This window comes from Bernardetia sp. Wsw4-3y2 (assembly GCF_037126295.1).
Taxonomy (GTDB): Bacteria; Bacteroidota; Bacteroidia; order Cytophagales; family Bernardetiaceae; genus Bernardetia.
The window spans coordinates 1864698-1883957 of sequence record NZ_CP147017.1 but is presented as its reverse complement, the minus strand read 5'-3'; the positions used below and the strand labels follow the sequence as shown (position 1 = coordinate 1883957).

Here is a 19260-nt window from a genome sequence, read left to right as displayed (position 1 = left end):
AAAAATCACAACTATAAAAAAATCATTTTATAAAAGATAAGTACAATCTAAAATGGATATAGACAATCTAAAATCTACTTGGCAAGCACTTCAAACACAGCCAGAACCTGTTCTTGAAAATGAGCAAATTAGAAAACTGCTGAGAGGAAAAGCAAATGATAGCATTTCTAAAATCAAACGCAGTATTTTGATAGAAGCAGCATTTGTAGTTGTATTAAGTGTTTTTTTAATGTTTAATCAACAATGGTTTTATTCGCCTTTTGTCATTCCTTATTTGGGTTTTGTGATGGTGCTTTCCCTAATTTGGTACACTTTCAAATATCTCAAAATCAGAAAGATAAATTTACAAGAAAATCTCAAACAAACTCTAAATCAACTCATTTCTACACTAGATTTGTACCTAAAGGTATATTTATATGGCTCATTAGTATTAGGTGTTTTTGCTGCCATGTTGCCCTTGCTTTGGAAAAATGTATCTTTTGAAGATTTTACTTTGACTAGAGTGCTTTTGATTGTGATAATTGCTTTAGTTGCTGTTCCTGCATATTACTTTGTGATAAAATGGTATATCAAAAATTTATACGGAAACTATGTGGAAGAGCTAAAAGAAGAATTAAAGGAACTTGAAGACTTAGAAGATTAAATATAATAGCTATTTTAGAGAATAAAGGTTGTCATGTTTATTTTTGCATAATACTCTTCCAAACTTTTGAATAGGATAAAGTACTGTTTTTTTATGTTCAGACAAGATGTCTGAATTACCTTAATGCAAACAGTAATAAGGTTTAATGTGAAATCAAGAATATAGTACTGTAAAAATTGTATTACTCATTAATTGAACGTGAACTCGGTATTATTTAGGTACAAATATTCTAGGTTTTTCTGGGTAGAAATGATAAGCTACTATTGTAGCTGCCATATGCGTAAATGCGTTTATAGGCTTCCTATGTCTAGAATGTTCTAAGTCAAAAACAGAAATTAAAATATCATTTACAGATTCAATAATGGCTCTTTTTCTAAGTGTGTATTTTTCTTTCAATGTGATGAGTTGATTCTTCATATTTTTTTTTGTTTTAGTTATCATTTTAAGTCCCTTTTCATAGAGTTGTTCCCAAAGTTTTGTCAAATACCCTTTATCACCAAAGCAATTTCCTTTCAAATTTTTTAATAAATTTTTGAGTAGATCGTGGTTATTATCAGCCTTATTTGCTGCTGTAATTTCAAAAGCCATTACCTCTCCTAAATGATTGATGACTAAGTGAAGTTTAAATCCAAAAAACCACCCCATTGACCCTTTTCCTCGTTTTGCAATGTCTTTGAACACTTTATGAGAGTGAATACGACGATTATCAGAAACAACTATTTTCTTAGAATCAATGAAGTAAGTACCTGTTTCTTCACTTTTAGCACACAGGAGTTTGGCGAGTACATACATAGGTAAACTTACCCTTTCTATTAATTTGTAGAGTTTAAAATTGCCGTATTTTGCTGAATATCAACTCTGTACGGCAATTATATTTTGCAAAAGTCCTATATTTGTTTTTACCACAAAATAAATAATTAGATTTTGTAAAATACACTACAATGATAAAAAAAAATAGCCACAAAAATAGTTTCTTTGACAAAAAAATATTTTGAACAGGAATTTTCAGCTACTTCTACTCTTTTTCAGAACTCTTTTTCAGAATTAGATATTTCTAATGTAGATGAATCTGATACATTACTTTTTGAAAAAATGCAAACTGTATTTTTTCTAGGTCAATTACTAGGTTTGCCTACCTTGAAAAGTATTTTAGTCAAATTTGGTATCACAAGTAGTCAAGTATCCATCAATTACAAAAAGTTGTATAAAAAACTGACAATCAACAAAATACGTGTACTTTATGAATATGTATTTAAAACTCAAGTGGTTCATTTATTGAAAGAAATGGCTTCAAAAGATAGTAGTATTTGGTCAAAAAAAAGAGTTACGGCAGTTTTAGATGACAGTATTTTTCGTCAATGGCTCTCTGAGTTAGGTAGAGAAAATGATTATTTTGGAAGTTTCTTTAGTGGACAGTATCGTGCTACTACTCTAGGCTTTAAAGTGGTTTGTTTTGGATTATATATTGAAGATGTTTTTTATCCTTTATTTTTTGATTTTGTTAGAAAAAAAGAAAAAGCTGATAAAAAAGAACCTATTCAAATAGCTAAAAAATTAGTGAATCGTTGGGGAAAGTTACAAGAAAAATTAGCTAAAGAAAATAGTGTATTACCTTCTATTCATTTTAGTTGTGATAGTGGCTATAGTGATGTTTCATTGAGTGAAGAATGTACCAACCAATCAACAAGTTTGATTTATATTAGTGTACCTAAAAAAAATCATATTATTATAGTAAATAATAAAAAAACAAACTCAAAAGAATATATAGATCGTGTTTTTTTAGAACAAGAAAAAAAACATCAAGAAGCGCAAAGACATCTCAAGGAAGAAGAAAAAACACCTTTTACTTTACGTCTAAAAGCGTTCTATCAATGCCAAAAAAGAGAAGTTGTTTTATTATTTTTTAGGTTAAATGGCTCAAAAAAAGTAAGTGTTATATATACCCCAAATTTGACCGTTTTTGCAAAAACATTACGAAGACATTGGTTCAATAGAACCTATATAGAACAGTTTTTCAAAACACTCAAACACGTATTAAAAATTAGTGAACCTAGAACAAAAAATAAAGAAGAATTTGAAAATAAACTTTTAAAATTTGCATTTTTGGCGATTGAAGTTCAAAAAATAGTCCGATTTATTAGAAGAAAATGTAAACAATTTAAACAAAAAGGATTTATTTCTTTACAAAGGATACTCTGCTCTAACAAAGAAATACTAGACCTTTTGCAAAATCAAATCAATATAAAAACTTGATAATCAAAATAGTAAACTAAAATCAAACTCTACAAATTAATTCTAAAAATCGGTTATAGGAGCAAAGTTTAGGAAAATAAGGGACTAAATCGTTACACACAAAACGTTGATACTAGTATTGAAAATTCTTATAACCTGAGTAATTATAATATACTAAAATAGTCATTATTTCACTAGCTGATAACTGGGGAACACGAGTAGGAGAAGGGGTGAAAGTAGAACTGCTTTTTGTTCCCACCCATTTACTAGATACATAAGATTGAGCTTGTAAACAGAACTCATCTACTAAATAAAAAATACCGATTAGGTGGTCTTCGTCGAATTTTATAGTTTTGTCAAACATAAGGCTAAAGAGGTTAAAGTTGAGTAGAGCTATTCAAAAATAACCTTTTTTAGCCTTTTTTGACAAAAATAACTGAAATAAGTAAACAAAACACTGAAAGTCAATTAGTTAAAAACCGAGTTCACGTTAATTGAATGAAAATGAATATAAAAGTTGATGAATTTTTAAGCAAAACTAAAAAGTGGAGTCTAGAATTAGAAAAACTGAGAAGTATTTTTATTTACTGTGGACTTACTGAAGAATTGAAATGGCGAGTTCCTTGTTATACGTTCAATGATAAAAATATAGCTTTATTGGGAGGTTTTAAAGAATATTGTGTAATTAGTTTTTTTAAAGGTGTTTTATTGAAGGATAAAAGTAATATTTTAGTTTCAGTAGGAGAAAATACACAATCTAGTAAAGTGATTAAATTTACTCATCTTGAAGAAATAATTGAATTAGAATCTATTATTAAAGCCTACATTTTTGAAGCCATTGAAATTGAGAAACTAGGACTAAAAGTAGATTTTAAAGCAAATGAAGATGTGATACTTGTTAAAGAACTTCAAGACAAATTAGATGCAGATAAAGAATTCAAAACTGCTTTTGAAAAACTAACAAAAGGAAGGCAAAGAGGATATAATCTTTATTTTTCTGCTGCAAAACAATCAAAAACAAGAATTGTAAGAATTGAAAAATATAAAAATCAAATTTTTGAGGGCAAAGGAATAAATGATTGTACGTGTGGGTTATCCAAAAAAATGCCTTCTTGTGATGGTTCACACAAATTTATTTAATCAAAAAAAAACTCCTATTCTGTCAAATAAACAAAATAGGAGTTTTTGCTACAAAAAATAATACTAGAATTATTTTTCTTTGCTTGCAGCTTTTTCTTCTGCTTCTTTTTCTTTCTTAGTAACACGTTTACGGCGAGTAGTACGTTTTTTCTCTACTACTTCAACAGCTTCCACATCAGCGAAAACACGTCCACAGTGTTCACAAACTACTAATTTCTTTCTTTCTTTAATATCAACTTGACGTTGTGGAGGAACAATATTAAAACAACCACCACAAGCATTACGCTTTACATTAACAACAGCAAGACCATTGCGAGCATTTTCACGAATACGCTCGTAAGATAAGTATAAGTTATCAGCAACATTTTTTCTACGTTTTTCACGCTCTTTCATTAATTTTGCTTCTTCTTCTTCACTTTCTTTTACGATACCTTCTAGCTCATTTTTCTTGTTCTCTAAATCTTTTTTACGCTCTTCTAAGGTAGCCGTTGTTTCTTCGACTTGCTTTTGTTTGCGTTCTATTTTGTATTGTGTATCTCTAACAGCTTTTTCAGCAAGACGAATATCAAGTTGTTGATTTTCTATTTCACGAGCAATGGCTTGAAATTCACGGTCATTGCGAACGTCCATTTGCTGTTCTTCGTATTTTACGATTAATTTTTTATGATCTTTAATAGAATTATCTTGTGTTGCTTCAAGGTCGTCTAATGATTTCTTTTCAGATTCGAATTTTGCAATTCGTGTCTGATACCCTTCTATTTCGTCCTCCAAATCTTGGACTTCTTCGGGCAAATCGCCTTTTATCTTACGTAATTCATCTAATTTAGAATCAACTTCTTGAAGTTTTACTAGGGCATCTATTCGTTTGGCTACTGGAGTAGGTTGTTCCATAAAATCGGTTTGGGACTCAGGTGATTGTAGAATGAGTTTTGGAATATCTTTCATTCAAATCTAATTTTAGAATCAGAATTGAATGAAAGACAATGATTTGCAAAGGTACGTTTTTTTGTTTAATAAATGAAATTGATAAAGATGCTTTATTTTTCTAAAAATGATATTAAACACAGAGAGATGGCAAAGAATGCAGAAGAATAAAAATATTGTTTATTGTGTTTTATTTTCGAAGATGCTTATTTCCTAACTTTACTTAGGTATTTCGCCTTCTTTTGCAATAGCATTCAAAACTAATTTATCCATAAAAGAAGGAAATAATTTATTCAAAAAAACTGTCATTTTACCTTGTAGGGTCAGTATTAAAATGTTTTTACGTTTTTTAGTAGCTTTCAAAATATAGTTGGCACACTCTTCAGAAGTCATCATTTTACCTTCATCTTTGGGCGAATCACCTTGTGCTCTGCCATCTTGTAAAAGAGCTGTATTTCTGATATTAGAAGAGGTGTAACCAGGGCAGGCAATCAAAACATGTACGTTTTCAGCCTTCATTTCTGTTCTTAATGCTTCCAAAAACCCCTGCATTGCAAATTTAGAAGCTGAGTAACCCGTACGAGCTGGCAAACCTCTAAATCCTGCAATAGATGAAATTCCTACTATTGAACCTTTTGTTTTGATAATATGAGGAATACAGTATTTAGTAGCATAAACAGTTCCCCAAAAGTTAATATCCATTAAGCTTTTCAAAACTGATAAATCTAAATCTTTGAATAAAGCACGCATCGAAATACCTGCATTATTTATCAAAATATCTATTTTTCCAAATTTTTCAACTGTCTTTTCTGCTAATTCTTTATTATCACTTTCCTTACTGACATCTAGCTGAAGAGGCAAAACTTCTATATGCTGATTTTCTAAAAAATCTTGTGCTTCTTTTAGTTTTTTACTATTTCTACCTGTAATAACTATTTTAGCACCTTCTTTTCCAAAGGCTTCTGCACAAGCTCTACCAATTCCAGAAGTTCCTCCTGTAATAATAACAACTTTATTATCGAATGTTTTGCTCATATTTGTATTTAGAATTTTTTGCAAAATTAAGAACTTTATAAATATTATATTCTTCCGTGCAAACGGTCAAGACAGTGCATAAGTTTGGCAAGCAAATCGTCTTTTTCTTCCTCTGTAAAATCATTCAATAATCTCATATTTGCATTTTCTCTCAATGGAGCAACTTTTCCAATAGCATCCTTGCCTTTTCTTGTCAATACCAATACTTTTCGACGTTTGTCTTTTGGGTCTTTGTCTTGTTTGATTAGTCCTTTATCTGCTAAAACTTGTATTAGATTTGTAATATTAGGACGAGAAACATTCAATGCTTCAGCAATGTCAGAAGCCAAAATTCCTCCTTGTTGAAGGCGTTCTTCAGCATAAGGAATATTTTGATCTCCTTGTACATACAAGAGAACCATCCACTGCTGAGTAGTTAAACCAATGATGTTAGTGAGGTTTGAGCCTTTTTTGAGCATTTGCGCAGCTATTTCAATTATAGCAAGCACAATCGATTCATTGTTTGTTTTCTGAATTGTAGTCATTTTTTTGGTAGTAATTTGTTAATAATTAATTTACACGTTTTTTGTACGGCAAACAAAACTTATTTGCAAAAATAGCGTTTCTAACTTTATAAGTAGTAAAAGCAGTCAAAAAATTCAAAAAAATATAACTTTAATTGAATAAAATCTGAGAGTAACTATATTTACCTATAAAAAATGAGCGTAAGGTTTTTTCTATTTGATTTAAAAAAAAAGTCTTAATATGACTAAGGGTCATTTTTTAACAACTTTTTATAAAAAAAAGGAGCAAGTACACAGTGGCAACCAATTAGATTTGGTTTCTTGATAGGAATACAAAACATACACAAAACACTCACAAATAGCAATTTTCATTAATTTTTATCTGTTTACATTACATTTTTTACAGATGCCTGTTGTATATTTGAGTAATAAAGATTCGAAAAGGAAAGAAGTTAAATCATCACAATCATCTCAAAATAAAATAAATATTTTTGAGATAAATAATACTAAAAAATCAAATTCTTTTCTACCTTTAAAAAGAAATTATAATTACCTAGCCAATCAATTGGCTATCGGAATCCAAACTGTCATGCAGCATTCTTTTCAACGTATTTTAGAACGAGTTTTGGAAGGTATTCGCTCTTGGGGCGAAGGCGTTTCGGCGCATCATTTTCATCCTTCTTACGATAAAAGTAAAATGGAAGCTCTTTTTCATCCCAAAACTATTGCAGTTATTGGAGCAAGTAAAAGAGAGAATTCTTTAGGAAAAAGATTATTCGAAAACTTAACTTTATTAGATTATAAAGGAGAGGTGTTTCCTGTTAATCCAAAGTACGAAGAAATTAATGGTTCTGTTTGTTATAAAAGAATTGAAGATATAGATGAGTTTATAGATTTAGCAATTATCATTACACCTGCCAAAACAGTTGCCGAAATAATCAGAGAGTGTGGACAAGCCAATGTAAAAAATGCACTTGTTCTTTCAGCAGGGTTTAGAGAAACAGGGGAAAAAGGAGAAGAGTTTGAAGCCGAAGTATTATTAGAAGCAAGAAAATCTGGTGTTCGTGTTATTGGTACAAACTCTATCGGTTTTATACGTCCCCATCTCAATTTGTTTGCTACTTTTTCCAATCAAAGACCAAAAGAAGGAAGTATTGGTTTTGTTTCTCAAAGTGGAGCAATGGGAGAAGGTGTTTTAGATTGGGGCAATAGTCAGAATGTAGGTTTTAGTGCTTTTGTTTCGATTGGTGGAATGATTGATATAAGTTGGGGAGATGTAATTCATTATCTAGGGGATGATACAAGAACAAAGGCAATTGTTTTATATATGGAAACAATTAATTATGCTCGTTCTTTTTTATCAGCAGCTAAAGAAGTTTCTTATTCAAAGCCCATTATTGTACTCAAAACAGGTAAAAGACAACAGATAGAAAATGATAGTTCTAGTCAAGCAGTTTCTCCTATTCGTTTTGAAATAGATGAAGACTTAATTTTTAATGCTGCTTTTCGTCGTTCGGGAATGCTTCGTGTTGATACAATGGCAGAAGTATTTTTTATGGTAGAAGTAATTTCTAAACAACCTCGCCCAAAAGGAAAGAATTTAGCCATTCTAACCAATGCAAATGCGCCAGCACAGCTTGCAACAGCCATGCTCACAAAAGGTGGTGGGCAGTTGGGACAACTTTCAGAAAAAACAATTGAATCACTTTCTGAATTCCTACCTAAAGGCTGGGTGTATGAAAACCCATTAGATTTACATCAGTTTGCTACTCCTGAACTCTATGAAAAAGCTACTGAAGTTTTATTAGAAGATACAGCTATTGATGGACTTTTGGTAATTCTTGCTCCTCAAGCAGTCAGTAAACCTACTGAAACAGCCAAAAACTTATTGCGTTTTGCTTCTCTCAAAAAGAAACCTTTGTTAGTTAGTTGGATGGGAGGAGACACAACAAAAGAAGGACGAAAATTACTTTCGAAAGCAGGAATTCCTAATTTTCAATATCCTGATGCAGCAGCACATATTTTCAATTATTTGTGGAAATATGCCTATAATTTGAAAGGGATTTATCAAACACCTCGTATTTCGGATTCAATGAAAAAAAATCCACCAAATAGAGTGACAGTAACTCAAATTATAGCAAATGCAAGATTAGAAGGACGTACAATTTTGACAGAATGGGAAGCAAAGTTGATTTTGGCAGCCTATAATTTACCTATTGTTGATACCCGTTTGGCTCTTTCAGAAGATGAAGCATGGCAACAAGCAAAAGCAATAGGAAAGCCAGTTGTTTTGAAAGTTCACTCTCACTCTATTATTAATAAGAGTGAAGTGGGTGGAGTGCGTCTGTATCTTAAAGAGGAACAAGCAGTTAGAAGTGCCTATCAAGAAATTAAGAAAAATATAGAAGAGCGTGTAAGTCCTAATGAATTTTTGGGTGTAACTGTTCAAGAAATGAACACACATGATTCTATTGAAATGCTAATGGGAAGCAAAGTAGATGTACAATTTGGATCTATTATTTTCTTTGGAAATGGTGGAAAATCATTGCAATATTATCAAGATAGAGCTGTTGCTTTGCCTCCTCTCAATGCTACTTTAGCAAGAAGAGCAATAGAACAAACAACAATTTTCAAAAACCTTGTAAAAACAGAAGATTTACATGAACCTACTTTGATACTTTTAGAGCAATCAATGGTTCGCTTTAGTCAGTTAATTATTGAGCAACCTTTTATAAAAGAAATTTATCTTAATCCAATTTCTGTTTCTCGTACAGAGGGCGTTTCGATTCTTGATGCTGTCATGATTTTACAACCTAATGAAGTAAAAGGAGAAGAACTTATTCGTTTGGCAATTCGTCCTTATCCTTCAGAATATGAAGAAAAATGGATTTTACCAAAAAGTAAACAGCAAGTTTTGATTCGTCCTATTCGCCCAGAAGACGAACCTTCAATGGCAGAGTTTCATAAAAAACTCTCTCCTCAAAGTGTTTATTTTAGATTCTTTCATGCTGTTAGTCTTGACCAAAGAACATCTCATGAAAGACTTTCAAGAATTTGTTTTGCTGATTATGACCGACAAATTACACTTATTATAGAAAAAGAGAAAGAAGAGCTACTAAATACAAATACTACTCAAAACGAAATTATAGGAGCAATCCGAATAATAAAGGTGCATGGAACAAAAGAAGCTGAATTTGGAATGACTATCGTCGATGGTTATCAAGGCGAAGGACTAGGTTTTGAGCTTTTGAATAGAGCTGTCGAAGTGTGTCGTAGTGAAGGAATAGAACTATTAACAGCCGATATTTTGTCAGAAAATAGAGCTATGAAAAGAATTTGTGAAAAATTAGGTTTTGTAATGGAATATAATTCTGACGAAGGAACAGTAAAGGCTTCACTTTACATTCAAAATGTTTTTGATAGTGAAGATATAAATGATGAAGAAGAGTAAGTTGAATATTTATTTCTATTTCTGTCTAGAAATATACTACTGTACTCTACTTTTTAAAAATGCTTTTTAGTTGCAGAGCAACGTTATATAATTTATAATATTCAGACAAAAAGAATATCAATATTGCGTTGCGCTGCAACTTTTATAACTTTACACTTTTACTTTTTTCTACAAATATTTCGTTGCTCTGCAACTTGAATGTCAAAGCAAAAAAAAGTAGAGTACAGTAAAAATATACCACTATAGGGAAGTTTAAATGACTTTTTTTTTTGAAAGATTGAAAGTTAATTCAAAAACTCATTATATGAATTGAATACTTCATCAAAAATATCTTCTAGTATTTTTTTTTGTCTTTGGATACTCAAAATACAGACAGTTGTATGAGCCAACGTAAAAATACCTGCTAAAATGCCGTAGAGAACATTTATTTTATAAAAACTAAAATATAAAGTCATGCAAAGACCCAAAACTCCCCAAAACCAAATAAGTATTCTAGTGAATTTGAATGTTTTGTATTTGATTTGAATAAAACAACCCTTCGAAGTTGATTCAATTGTTCCTTCTGCAATACTCAAAAAATTATTGGGTTCTAGAACTGTTCTTGAGAGGCGAAATTTGTTTTTTTCTATTTTACCTGTAAAACGGTAACGCTCATAATCTTTTTTGCGTTTGGGTTTATCTCCATAAGGTTTTGTTAGCTGTTTTAGATAAGTAAGCAAACGGCTTTTTTCAAAGGGCAAGACATACGTTCGTTGGTTAAGATTCCAATTATGAGAATGAAAATTTTGCAACTTTTTCATTTCGTTTGTATTTGGCGTTAGTTTTAATCCTAATTTATTAGAAACTGGATAAAATCATATACTCATTATTGATATATCTTCCTTTTTTAGATTTCTGTTTTAGCTCGCCTTACTGATTTGTGCTTCTTCAAACTCACCCATTTTAGAGAATTTCTCTGTGCGTTGTTGTTTTAATGTCTTGCTATCTAGTTTTGAAAGCTCCTCTATCATTTCTAAAACGGCTTTTTTTACAATGTGCATTGTTTCTTCTTGATGACGATGTGCTCCACCTAAAGGTTCTTCAATTATTCTATCAATCAAACCAAATTTGTGCATATCTAAAGAAGTAAGTCGTAATGCACTTGCAGCTTGTTCTTTATAATCCCAACTACGCCACAAAATAGACGAACAAGATTCAGGGGAAATAACCGAATACCATGTATTTTCAAGCATACAAACTCTGTCTCCAATCGCAATACCAAGCGCACCACCCGAAGCTCCTTCACCAATAACAATACAAATAATAGGAACATCTAATAAAAACATTTCCTTCAAGTTTCTAGCAATTGCCTCTCCTTGTCCTCGCTCTTCGGCTTCTATACCAGGATAAGCACCAGGAGTATCTATAAGTGTAAGGATGGGCATTCCAAATTTATTTGCAAGCTGCATCAAACGCAATGCTTTACGGTATCCTTCTGGGTTTGCCATTCCAAAATTACGATATTGTCTTTGTTTGGTATTTCGTCCCTTTTGTTGTCCAATAATCATTACAGACTGTCCATCAATTTGAGCAATACCTCCAATCATAGCTTTGTCATCACCAAAACCTCTGTCTCCGTGTAGTTCCACAAAATTATCAGTCAAGTGAGCAATATAATCAAGTGTATAAGGACGGTCTGGATGACGAGAAAGTTGTACACGTTGCCAACGAGTAAGATTTTTGAAAGTTTCTTTTTTTAAATGAACTATACGGTCTTCTAATAATTTTACAGCCTGACTCACATCCATATTATTTTTGGCAGCAAGACTCTTTGTTTCCTGTAGTTTTTCTTCTAATTCAAAAATGGGCTTTTCAAAATCTAACAACATAGCAATAAAAATAAACGGATTGACAATTAATATAACAAAAGACAATAAGTAAAAAAGGATTAGATCAAAATCTGATAAAATCAACTGCAAATATACTAAAAAAAGAATGAGAATAAATTACTGATATTACGTAGTTATGTCAATCGAATCTAAATTTGAGCATTTTTTTTATTTATGAATGAATTTAACATTGATTTTTTTGAAAAAGTAAGTAGAAATTCCACAATACTGTTGCTGATGTTAGCGAAGTGACACCAACAACCAAATAATTTTGTACAACAGACCAACAAGTGAAGTAAAAAATAGAACTCATGTTTACCAATAATTGAGCAAGCTCTTAGCAACTATTTTTAGAGTAAGATGTATTTTTATAAAGTTTAGCTGAGAAGCATTGTTTTTTGTGGTTGCAGCTATCTGTATAATGTCATTCAGTGAGTTATAGAAATTGCTTTACGAGATTAACTAAAAAAAGTTGCGTTTTTATTGCAACCTTGTTGCATTTAGAGGTGTTTTTTGAGAGTAACTCTACCAATTTGAGTACTTTTTTTATCTAAAAAGTTTAAAATTTTGATTTTTTTCAAAAAAATGAAATTTATTTTGGTTAAATTTAGATTATTCAATATAAAATATTATTTGGAATGTTGAGCTATATACGTATAATTAAGAATATTATTTGGTTTAAATGGTTGTTTTTGTTTTAAATATTTGGTTTGTTGTGTTTTTGATGTGTTTTGTGTTGTTAAAAAATGGTTTTGCAGAATTTTGTTTTTCTAAAAAAGCGTCGTATGTTTGCAACACCTTTCAAGAGTAAGGTTTAATTAAGGATTTAACACAATCTAATTAATAAATTCATTTCCCCTTTAACACTTTTATAGATATACAATGACTTTTACAAAAACAATCAAACACACACTTTTTAGCTTTGGACTCGGCATAGGAATGCTTGCAAGTTCAACATCATTTGCTCAAGATTCACATGGTCACAAAGATGGTCGTTCTTGTACTACAGACCACAACTTAGAGCGTTTGCTTTCTATCAACCCAGAAGCAAAACAAAAAATGCGTAACATCGAAACATTTACGCAAAATTATATTCAAAATCAAAAAAATCAGCGTACAGAAGCTACAGTTTATACAATTCCTGTTGTAGTTCACGTAATTTATAATACTTCAGCTCAGAATGTGAGTCAAGCACAAATTCAATCTCAAATTGATGTATTGAATCAAGATTTTAGAAGAACAAATAGTGATTATACACTTACACCTTCTGAATTTGCTGGTTCAGTAGCTGATACAGAAATAGAGTTTGTTTTAGCATCTACTGACCCTAATGGAAATCCTACAACAGGTGTTACACGTACTCAAACTAGCAAAACATCTTTCTCTACAAATGATGCAATGAAATTTACTTCTCAAGGTGGTAAAGATGCTTGGAATACTCAAAAATACTTAAATATTTGGGTATGTAATATGAGTGGTGGAATCTTGGGTTATGCTCAGTTTCCAGGTAGTGGTGCTGCAAACACTGATGGTGTTGTAATCCTTACTACTGGTTTTGGTTCTACTGGAAATGTAGGTGCTCCTTTTAATTTAGGTCGTACTACAACTCACGAAGTAGGTCACTGGTTAAATCTTCGTCATATTTGGGGAGATGGTGCTTGTGGAGCTGATGACTTTGTAAGTGACACTCCTATTGCAGCAGCTTCAAATGGTGGTTGCCCTTCTTATCCTTCAAAATCTTGTTCTAACAACGGAGGTTTTTCAAGTGATATGTTTATGAACTATATGGATTATACAAACGATGCTTGTATGTATATGTTCACAGAAGGTCAAAAATCTCGTATGCGTGCTGTTCTTACAGGTTTTCGTTCTGATTTAGTTTCAGGTGGTACAACAAATCCTCCAACAACTTCTTACTGTGCATCTAAAGGAAATAGTGTTTCTGATGAGTGGATTGCTGGTGTAAAAGTTGGTTCTTTAAACAAAACAAGTGGTGCTAATGGTGGATATGCAGATTTTACTTCTAATTCTGTAACTCTTTCTCAAGGAAGCTCTAATGCTCTTACTCTTACTCCTGGTTTTTCTGGAACTTCATACAATGAATACTGGAAAGTATGGGTTGATTTTAATAAAGATAATGATTTTGATGATGCAGGTGAGTTAGTTTATGATGCTGGTTCTGCTTCAAGTGCTGTTCGTACAGGAACATTAGCTATTCCTTCAAATGCTCCAACTGGTTCTACTCGTATGCGTGTATCTATGAAATATAATGGCGCACAAACTTCTTGTGAAACATTCTCGTATGGTGAAGTTGAAGATTATACTATAAATATCACTAGTGGTTCTACTCCTTCTTGTGGTGTTCCTGCTGGTTTATCGTCTTCTTCTGTAACAAGTTCTTCATTTACAGCTTCTTGGTCTTCTGTATCAGGTGCAACTTCGTATGATGTTCGTGTTCGTACAGGTGGTGGTTCTTGGAATGTGCTTAATTCTACTTCGACTTCTCTTGGTCTTACTGGTGCAAGTGCTTCTACTCAGTATGAATTCCAAGTTCGTGCAAACTGTTCGGTAAGTAGTGCATACTCTTCTAGTGCTTTTGTAACTACTTCTTCTGCTCCAGTTGTTTCTTACTGTGCATCTAAAGGAAATAGTGTTTCTGATGAGTGGATTCAAAGAGTACAAGTTGGTTCTATCAACAACAACTCGGGTGCAAATGGTGGATATGCTGACTTTACAAATCTTTCTACAACATTTGCTAAAGGAACTGCTTATACAATCACAATCACTCCAGCGTGGGCAAGTCGTACTTATAGCGAAGCATATGATGTTTGGGTAGATTATAATCAAGATGGCGATTTTGATGACTCTGGCGAGAAAGTTTATACTCGTACAAGAAGTACAAGCTCTTCTGTAAGTGGCTCATTCACAATTCCTTCTTCTGCTGCAAACGGTTCTACTCGTATGCGTGTATCTATGAAATATAATGGAAATGCAACTCCTTGTGAAACATTCTCTTATGGTGAAGTTGAAGATTATACAGTAGTAATTGGTAATACAAACAGAATCAATCCTTCTCCAATGGCTTATCATAATGATAAAGCTCAAGATGCTAGAGTGGATGGAACTAAAGATGGAGATGTTGCTTTTGTAGCATTCCCTAATCCTGCAAGCCAAACATTGAATATTCGCTTAGGATACTTTAGCTTAGACTCAGAAGTTGTTATCTACAGTGTAACAGGTGCACGAGTTTTAAATACTACACTTACTTCTCAAGAAACTTCTATCAACGTTTCAAAACTTCCTAAAGGAATGTATATCTTGAGCGTTAATAATGGTCGTGAGATAGAAACAATGAAATTTATCAAAGAGTAACTCAAACTATAATTCAAGTATAAATAAGTAAAATTATTTATCTTTGTATAAAATAAAAAACGCCTAACCTAGTTTATTCTAGTAGTTAGGTGTTTTTTTGCTATAACTTTTGAGTAATACTATTCTGAACATTATTATTTAATATGTTATTCCCTTATTTTCAATCCCCCAATATTTAAAACAAAAATGAAAAAATCAATAAATTATTCCGTTTCTTTTATACTACTATTTTTTATATTTCTTTCTGTTGTAGCGTGTAAAGATGATAAAGAAGAGGTAGCACCTATAATTAGTTGTGAAAACTCAGTTAGTCAAGTTGCAGAAGCAAATGCTATTCTTACTGAAAGTAGCTGGGAATGGGTAGAATCTCGTCGTCAAACAAGAAATGGTGAAATAGTAAGTACGCCAGAGACAGACCAAAAAACGATGTCTTTAGTCTTTAACTTAGGTGCAACAGTAGAAGAACTTGAAAATGGTCAAGCAACAGGAATTTGGGAGTATAGAATAACTGCTTCTTCAGATACTACCTTAGGGGCATTTAGTTTTGTTTGGTTAGATGCAGGAAATACTGATCGTAGTTATTTTGTAGATGTTTGTCCAGAGCTTCTAAAACTGACAGATACCTCTAATAGTTTAATGACAGTATCTACTTATAAGAAGAAATAAAAAAATGAAAATTTTCTAAAAATAAAAAGCCTTCAAAAATCTAAATAATACTTAGAATTTGAAGGCTTTTTTAGTGCTAAAGAAAAATAAAGATTACTTTTCAGTAGACTCTTCTGTTGTTTCTGCTTGAGCTTCTGCATTTTTATCAGTACGCTTATAACGACGATTGAAACGCTCAACACGTCCAGTAGTACGTCCAAAGTTTCCTTTTCCACCTGTATAGAATGGGTGAGATGCAGAACTAACCTCTACTTTAACTAATGGATACTCTTTTCCATCTTCCCAAGTGATAGTCTCTTTTGTAAGGATAGTAGAACGAGTCAAAAATTTGTAGTCGCTTGAAGTATCTAAAAATACTACTTCACGATAATCTGGGTGAATTTCTTTTTTCATTTTATAAACAGTTTAATGTAAGAGGATTGCGCCACTTACCCTATAAATTTAATTTAAATTTTTCTAATTAGAGCGTGTAAAACTACAAAACTCTAAAAAACGAACTGCAAAATTAAACATTTTATTCCAAATTACAAGAATCAAAAAGCCTTTAATTCAGTAAATTATCAAAAAATAAGTCTAAAATTACTATTTATAAACCTCATTATAATAACGAATCATCTGTAATAAATCTTCTCTATTACGCAGTTTGTTGTTGTGGTCTATTAAATAAAGTTCCATTACGTCTTTTTTCTTTCCAAAAAGATTCATAATTGCTTCTCTATCTTCCTCTACATCAACAACATTTCCTTCATTATTTAATAAAAAATAATCATCTTCTTGAACTACATAACTTCCTCCATTTGTCCAACCTCCCCACATATAAGGCGAATAGTAACCTACTTGTTTTACTACAAAGTTTTCTCTACAAAGAAGTGTAATTTTGCCTTCAGTCAATAATTCAAAGAAATAAAGGACTCTATAATCATCTTTAGTAATCTGCGGAAGAGAATAAAAATAACGAACTCGCTTTTGAAGTTCGTCCTCAATCCAAAATTGTTCTACTTGTGAAGCATTATAAGAACGCAATTTGTTATCAGGCGTTCGGATAGTAATATTATTTTGGTCTAGGTCATATCTAATACTTCCTTTTATACTTTCTTCTGTAAATAAATAGACTTCTCCTTTGTGCCAATATTCTTTTGAAAAATTTTGTGCAATGACTGTACTTAGAGTCATTTGAAAAATTAGGATAAAAACGGATATATAAAATCGCTTTTTCATAAGGGTTTTATCAAATTAAAAAATAAAAGTGTGCTATTTGCAATATAAACACTTTTTAGTTTAGACAAATTGAGATAAACTAACTATTTTATGCAACAGTAGTTTTACCAAATTCTATTTTATGCAGTTATTAACTGATTATACCTTTCTTAATCAAGTTACTACTTTATATTTAGAAGCAAAAAAATAAATAAAATCAGTTTCAGACTACTGCTAAAAAAAGACAACAATTCATCCAAAATATGACTATTAAAATGGATTCATCCAAAAATATCTTACAAAATATAAAATGTTATGTTGATTTAAAACCTGATGACTAAGAAATGTTTTTCTATAATTCGCAGAAGTAGAATAAAAAAAAGGCAGAATTTTTTTATAGCACAAATAAAAAAGCCATTTTTATATATTTAAAATCTGAATGATTTAATTATATAAAATGGCTTTAGATAGTAATAGTAGTAAGTGAAATTTATCTTTAAAATCTTATAGTTCTTCTTCGCCTTCTGTAGCTTGCTGTATTAGTTTTACTTCGTTAGTAGCTGCCATTTTGAAAGGCTGCGCTTGTACATTTGCAAATGCTCTACGAGCAATATCTAATTTGTCTCCATTGCGATAAACTAATCCTAATAAAAACATACAACGAGAATGTTCAATAGGGTCTCTCATCTGAGCAAGAGCTTTCTGAAGTGCTTCAGCAGCTTCTTGATGTTTGTGTAGATGAAAAAGAGTAAGTCCATTTAAGTAAAGCAAATTTTTATTTGCTGAATTAAATGTTAAACCATTTTGTGATGCTTTAAGTGCATTATCGTAATTATCTTTAGAAAGTTCTAGTCGTGCTATTTGCTCATAAATCTGTGTACTGCGTTTCAAATCTTTCTCAAACTTAGCTGATTTATAATAGAGTTCTAGCGTTTTGTCTACATTTGCTGTTGCTTTGTTATCTTGTAAATTAGCTAGAGTAAAATAAGCACTTGCATTATTTGGGTCTATTTTTAGAGCTTGTTGAGCATAGGCTTGCGCTTCATTAAACTGACGAACTTCTACATAAGCCTCTGCTAGATACGCATAACGAGCAGGAGAAAATTCTTCTATCTTATTTTTAAAGTTACCATAGCTTGCCTTTGACCACGTTTTGAAAGCCTCTTCAAAATTATCTAAATGATAGTAAGCATATCCTTTTTGATAATAATAACGAGCATTTTCGCTAGGATGTAAGGTTGTAATTTTGGGTTCAATAGTTTCGATAGCTTCAATAGCTTCTCTATATTTTCCTAAATAATTAGCTACCTGAGATTCTAAATAATAAAGTTCAAGATTTTCAGGAAATTCAGTTTTGGTAATTTTGATTTTTTCATAAGCTGTTGCCCAATTTTTTTTAGCTAAACTTTCTTTAATCACAAAGAAACGATAGAATTGTTTTTTGTCTTTTTCTTGCTCATAACGTGCTGCAATATCATAGAGTTGAGCAGCTTTTTCATTGTCATTCTGATCTGCATAAATTTTGGCAAGCAAAGCATAAGCAGGAGAGTAATTACTGTTTAAGCGAATAACATAACTTAATGATTGTGCTGCTTCTTTTGGCTTTTTGAGTTGGTATTCACATTGTGCTTTTGAGTAAATATAAAGATGATTACGTGGCTCTCTCTGAACAGCTTTGTCATATTCTTGTAAGGCTAAGTCATAACGAGCTTGTTGTTTATGACGCTCTCCATTAGCAAACCAATCTAAACCTTCATGTTGGGCATAAGCGAAGTTAGTAAAAGTAGTAAAACTAAAGACGCTACCTAGTAAAATAAGTGTAAAGTAAATCGTCTTTTTCATAATTTTTTAGTTATTTATTGAATTGATGAGTAGTAGTATTTTATATAGATATTTTTTTTGTTAAAGTGATAATTACAAATAGTTGTTGGGTTTACTTTGTTAAACGAGTAAATCAGGTTAAAAGGTTACCTAAAAATCAGTTTTTATACTAAAGCACTAAACATTTTTGCTAATAGTTTGATACTTCAAATTATTATCTGAATATTGTGTCATAAAAACTTTAAATATTTCAATTCAAGCCAAGCGTTTTTCATTTTGAAACTTTTAAAAAGCTCTTTAACTTATTGGAAAATAGAGTTTTATATTTTAGTGATATACAAAAATTGACAAAAAAAACATGCACTATTTATAGATAATGCATGTTTTTTAGAAGGTACTCTTATTAAA

The 19260-nt window shown here is 31.4% G+C and carries 16 protein-coding genes; 6 read left to right on the top strand and 10 right to left on the bottom strand.

What is annotated here, in order from left to right; all coding sequences use genetic code 11:
* Positions 1-52 precede the first annotated feature (52 nt).
* A complete protein-coding gene (locus V9L05_RS07445) occupies positions 53-643 on the top strand; it encodes a hypothetical protein (RefSeq protein ID WP_338814975.1) in 591 nt (196 codons plus the stop codon).
* 210 nt (positions 644-853) lie between these two features.
* On the opposite strand, the gene V9L05_RS07440 is transcribed toward V9L05_RS07445, so the two are convergent.
* The gene (locus V9L05_RS07440; RefSeq protein ID WP_338814974.1) at positions 854-1435 is read right to left on the bottom strand and encodes an IS982 family transposase; all 582 of its coding nucleotides are present in this window, start codon (positions 1433-1435) and stop codon (positions 854-856) included.
* A gap of 183 nt (positions 1436-1618) precedes the next feature.
* Here V9L05_RS07440 and V9L05_RS07435 point away from each other — a divergent pair, with 183 nt between their 5' ends.
* Positions 1619-2896 (top strand): hypothetical protein, encoded by a 1278-nt coding sequence (locus V9L05_RS07435; protein WP_338812774.1) that lies wholly within the window; start codon positions 1619-1621, stop codon positions 2894-2896.
* 112 nt (positions 2897-3008) lie between these two features.
* On the opposite strand, the gene V9L05_RS07430 is transcribed toward V9L05_RS07435, so the two are convergent.
* A complete protein-coding gene (locus V9L05_RS07430; RefSeq protein ID WP_338814259.1) occupies positions 3009-3239 on the bottom strand; it encodes a hypothetical protein in 231 nt (76 codons plus the stop codon).
* 140 nt (positions 3240-3379) lie between these two features.
* On the opposite strand from V9L05_RS07430, the gene V9L05_RS07425 reads away from it, so the two are divergent.
* Complete coding sequence (locus V9L05_RS07425; protein WP_338814973.1) at positions 3380-4015, top strand: DUF1801 domain-containing protein; 636 nt, start codon at positions 3380-3382, stop codon at positions 4013-4015.
* Positions 4016-4084: 69 nt separating this feature from the next.
* On the opposite strand, the gene V9L05_RS07420 is transcribed toward V9L05_RS07425, so the two are convergent.
* The 3 genes from V9L05_RS07420 to V9L05_RS07410 all read right to left on the bottom strand — a co-directional run bounded on the left by V9L05_RS07420 (position 4085) and on the right by V9L05_RS07410 (position 6498).
* Entirely contained in the window at positions 4085-4906 is an 822-nt protein-coding gene (locus V9L05_RS07420; RefSeq protein ID WP_338794192.1) for a C4-type zinc ribbon domain-containing protein, read from the bottom strand.
* Positions 4907-5158: 252 nt separating this feature from the next.
* Positions 5159-5974, bottom strand: a complete 816-nt coding sequence (locus tag V9L05_RS07415) for an SDR family oxidoreductase (RefSeq protein WP_338814972.1) — start codon at positions 5972-5974, stop codon at positions 5159-5161.
* Between the two features lie 44 nt (positions 5975-6018).
* Positions 6019-6498, bottom strand: a complete 480-nt coding sequence (locus V9L05_RS07410; RefSeq protein ID WP_338793833.1) for a MarR family transcriptional regulator — start codon at positions 6496-6498, stop codon at positions 6019-6021.
* Positions 6499-6883: 385 nt separating this feature from the next.
* Between V9L05_RS07410 and V9L05_RS07405 the strand changes: the two genes are divergently transcribed.
* Positions 6884-9928 (top strand): bifunctional acetate--CoA ligase family protein/GNAT family N-acetyltransferase, encoded by a 3045-nt coding sequence (locus V9L05_RS07405; RefSeq protein WP_338814971.1) that lies wholly within the window; start codon positions 6884-6886, stop codon positions 9926-9928.
* 284 nt (positions 9929-10212) lie between these two features.
* On the opposite strand, the gene V9L05_RS07400 is transcribed toward V9L05_RS07405, so the two are convergent.
* Positions 10213-10728: a hypothetical protein gene (locus V9L05_RS07400; protein WP_338814970.1), complete on the bottom strand. Its 516-nt coding sequence runs from the start codon at positions 10726-10728 to the stop codon at positions 10213-10215.
* 99 nt (positions 10729-10827) lie between these two features.
* On the bottom strand, positions 10828-11796 hold the full coding sequence (locus V9L05_RS07395) for an acetyl-CoA carboxylase carboxyltransferase subunit alpha (RefSeq protein ID WP_338815417.1): 969 nt from the start codon (positions 11794-11796) through the stop codon (positions 10828-10830).
* An 882-nt stretch (positions 11797-12678) separates the two neighbouring features.
* Between V9L05_RS07395 and V9L05_RS07390 the strand changes: the two genes are divergently transcribed.
* Both V9L05_RS07390 and V9L05_RS07385 read left to right on the top strand, forming a co-directional pair.
* The gene (locus V9L05_RS07390) at positions 12679-15168 is read left to right on the top strand and encodes a GEVED domain-containing protein (RefSeq protein ID WP_338793837.1); all 2490 of its coding nucleotides are present in this window, start codon (positions 12679-12681) and stop codon (positions 15166-15168) included.
* A 186-nt stretch (positions 15169-15354) separates the two neighbouring features.
* Positions 15355-15834: a hypothetical protein gene (locus V9L05_RS07385; RefSeq protein WP_338793838.1), complete on the top strand. Its 480-nt coding sequence runs from the start codon at positions 15355-15357 to the stop codon at positions 15832-15834.
* A gap of 93 nt (positions 15835-15927) precedes the next feature.
* Here the strand turns inward: V9L05_RS07385 and V9L05_RS07380 are convergent, their stop codons facing one another.
* From V9L05_RS07380 to V9L05_RS07370, 3 genes are all read right to left on the bottom strand, one after another.
* Complete coding sequence (locus tag V9L05_RS07380) at positions 15928-16227, bottom strand: type B 50S ribosomal protein L31 (protein WP_338793839.1); 300 nt, start codon at positions 16225-16227, stop codon at positions 15928-15930.
* Between the two features lie 189 nt (positions 16228-16416).
* Positions 16417-17007, bottom strand: a complete 591-nt coding sequence (locus V9L05_RS07375) for a hypothetical protein (protein WP_338814969.1) — start codon at positions 17005-17007, stop codon at positions 16417-16419.
* 528 nt (positions 17008-17535) lie between these two features.
* Positions 17536-18873, bottom strand: a complete 1338-nt coding sequence (locus V9L05_RS07370) for a tetratricopeptide repeat protein (protein WP_338793841.1) — start codon at positions 18871-18873, stop codon at positions 17536-17538.
* Positions 18874-19260 lie beyond the last annotated feature (387 nt).

Coding starts and splice junctions, on each gene's coding strand:
- V9L05_RS07445 (WP_338814975.1), top strand. CDS start 53: ATGGATATAGACAATCTAAAATCTACTTGGCAAGCACTTCAAACACAG.
- V9L05_RS07395 (WP_338815417.1), bottom strand. CDS start 11,796: ATGTTGTTAGATTTTGAAAAGCCCATTTTTGAATTAGAAGAAAAACTA.
- V9L05_RS07425 (WP_338814973.1), top strand. CDS start 3,380: ATGAATATAAAAGTTGATGAATTTTTAAGCAAAACTAAAAAGTGGAGT.
- V9L05_RS07420 (WP_338794192.1), bottom strand. CDS start 4,906: ATGGAACAACCTACTCCAGTAGCCAAACGAATAGATGCCCTAGTAAAA.
- V9L05_RS07370 (WP_338793841.1), bottom strand. CDS start 18,873: ATGAAAAAGACGATTTACTTTACACTTATTTTACTAGGTAGCGTCTTT.
- V9L05_RS07440 (WP_338814974.1), bottom strand. CDS start 1,435: ATGTATGTACTCGCCAAACTCCTGTGTGCTAAAAGTGAAGAAACAGGT.
- V9L05_RS07390 (WP_338793837.1), top strand. CDS start 12,679: ATGACTTTTACAAAAACAATCAAACACACACTTTTTAGCTTTGGACTC.
- V9L05_RS07400 (WP_338814970.1), bottom strand. CDS start 10,728: ATGAAAAAGTTGCAAAATTTTCATTCTCATAATTGGAATCTTAACCAA.
- V9L05_RS07415 (WP_338814972.1), bottom strand. CDS start 5,974: ATGAGCAAAACATTCGATAATAAAGTTGTTATTATTACAGGAGGAACT.
- V9L05_RS07375 (WP_338814969.1), bottom strand. CDS start 17,007: ATGACTCTAAGTACAGTCATTGCACAAAATTTTTCAAAAGAATATTGG.
- V9L05_RS07385 (WP_338793838.1), top strand. CDS start 15,355: ATGAAAAAATCAATAAATTATTCCGTTTCTTTTATACTACTATTTTTT.
- V9L05_RS07410 (WP_338793833.1), bottom strand. CDS start 6,498: ATGACTACAATTCAGAAAACAAACAATGAATCGATTGTGCTTGCTATA.
- V9L05_RS07405 (WP_338814971.1), top strand. CDS start 6,884: ATGCCTGTTGTATATTTGAGTAATAAAGATTCGAAAAGGAAAGAAGTT.
- V9L05_RS07380 (WP_338793839.1), bottom strand. CDS start 16,227: ATGAAAAAAGAAATTCACCCAGATTATCGTGAAGTAGTATTTTTAGAT.
- V9L05_RS07430 (WP_338814259.1), bottom strand. CDS start 3,239: ATGTTTGACAAAACTATAAAATTCGACGAAGACCACCTAATCGGTATT.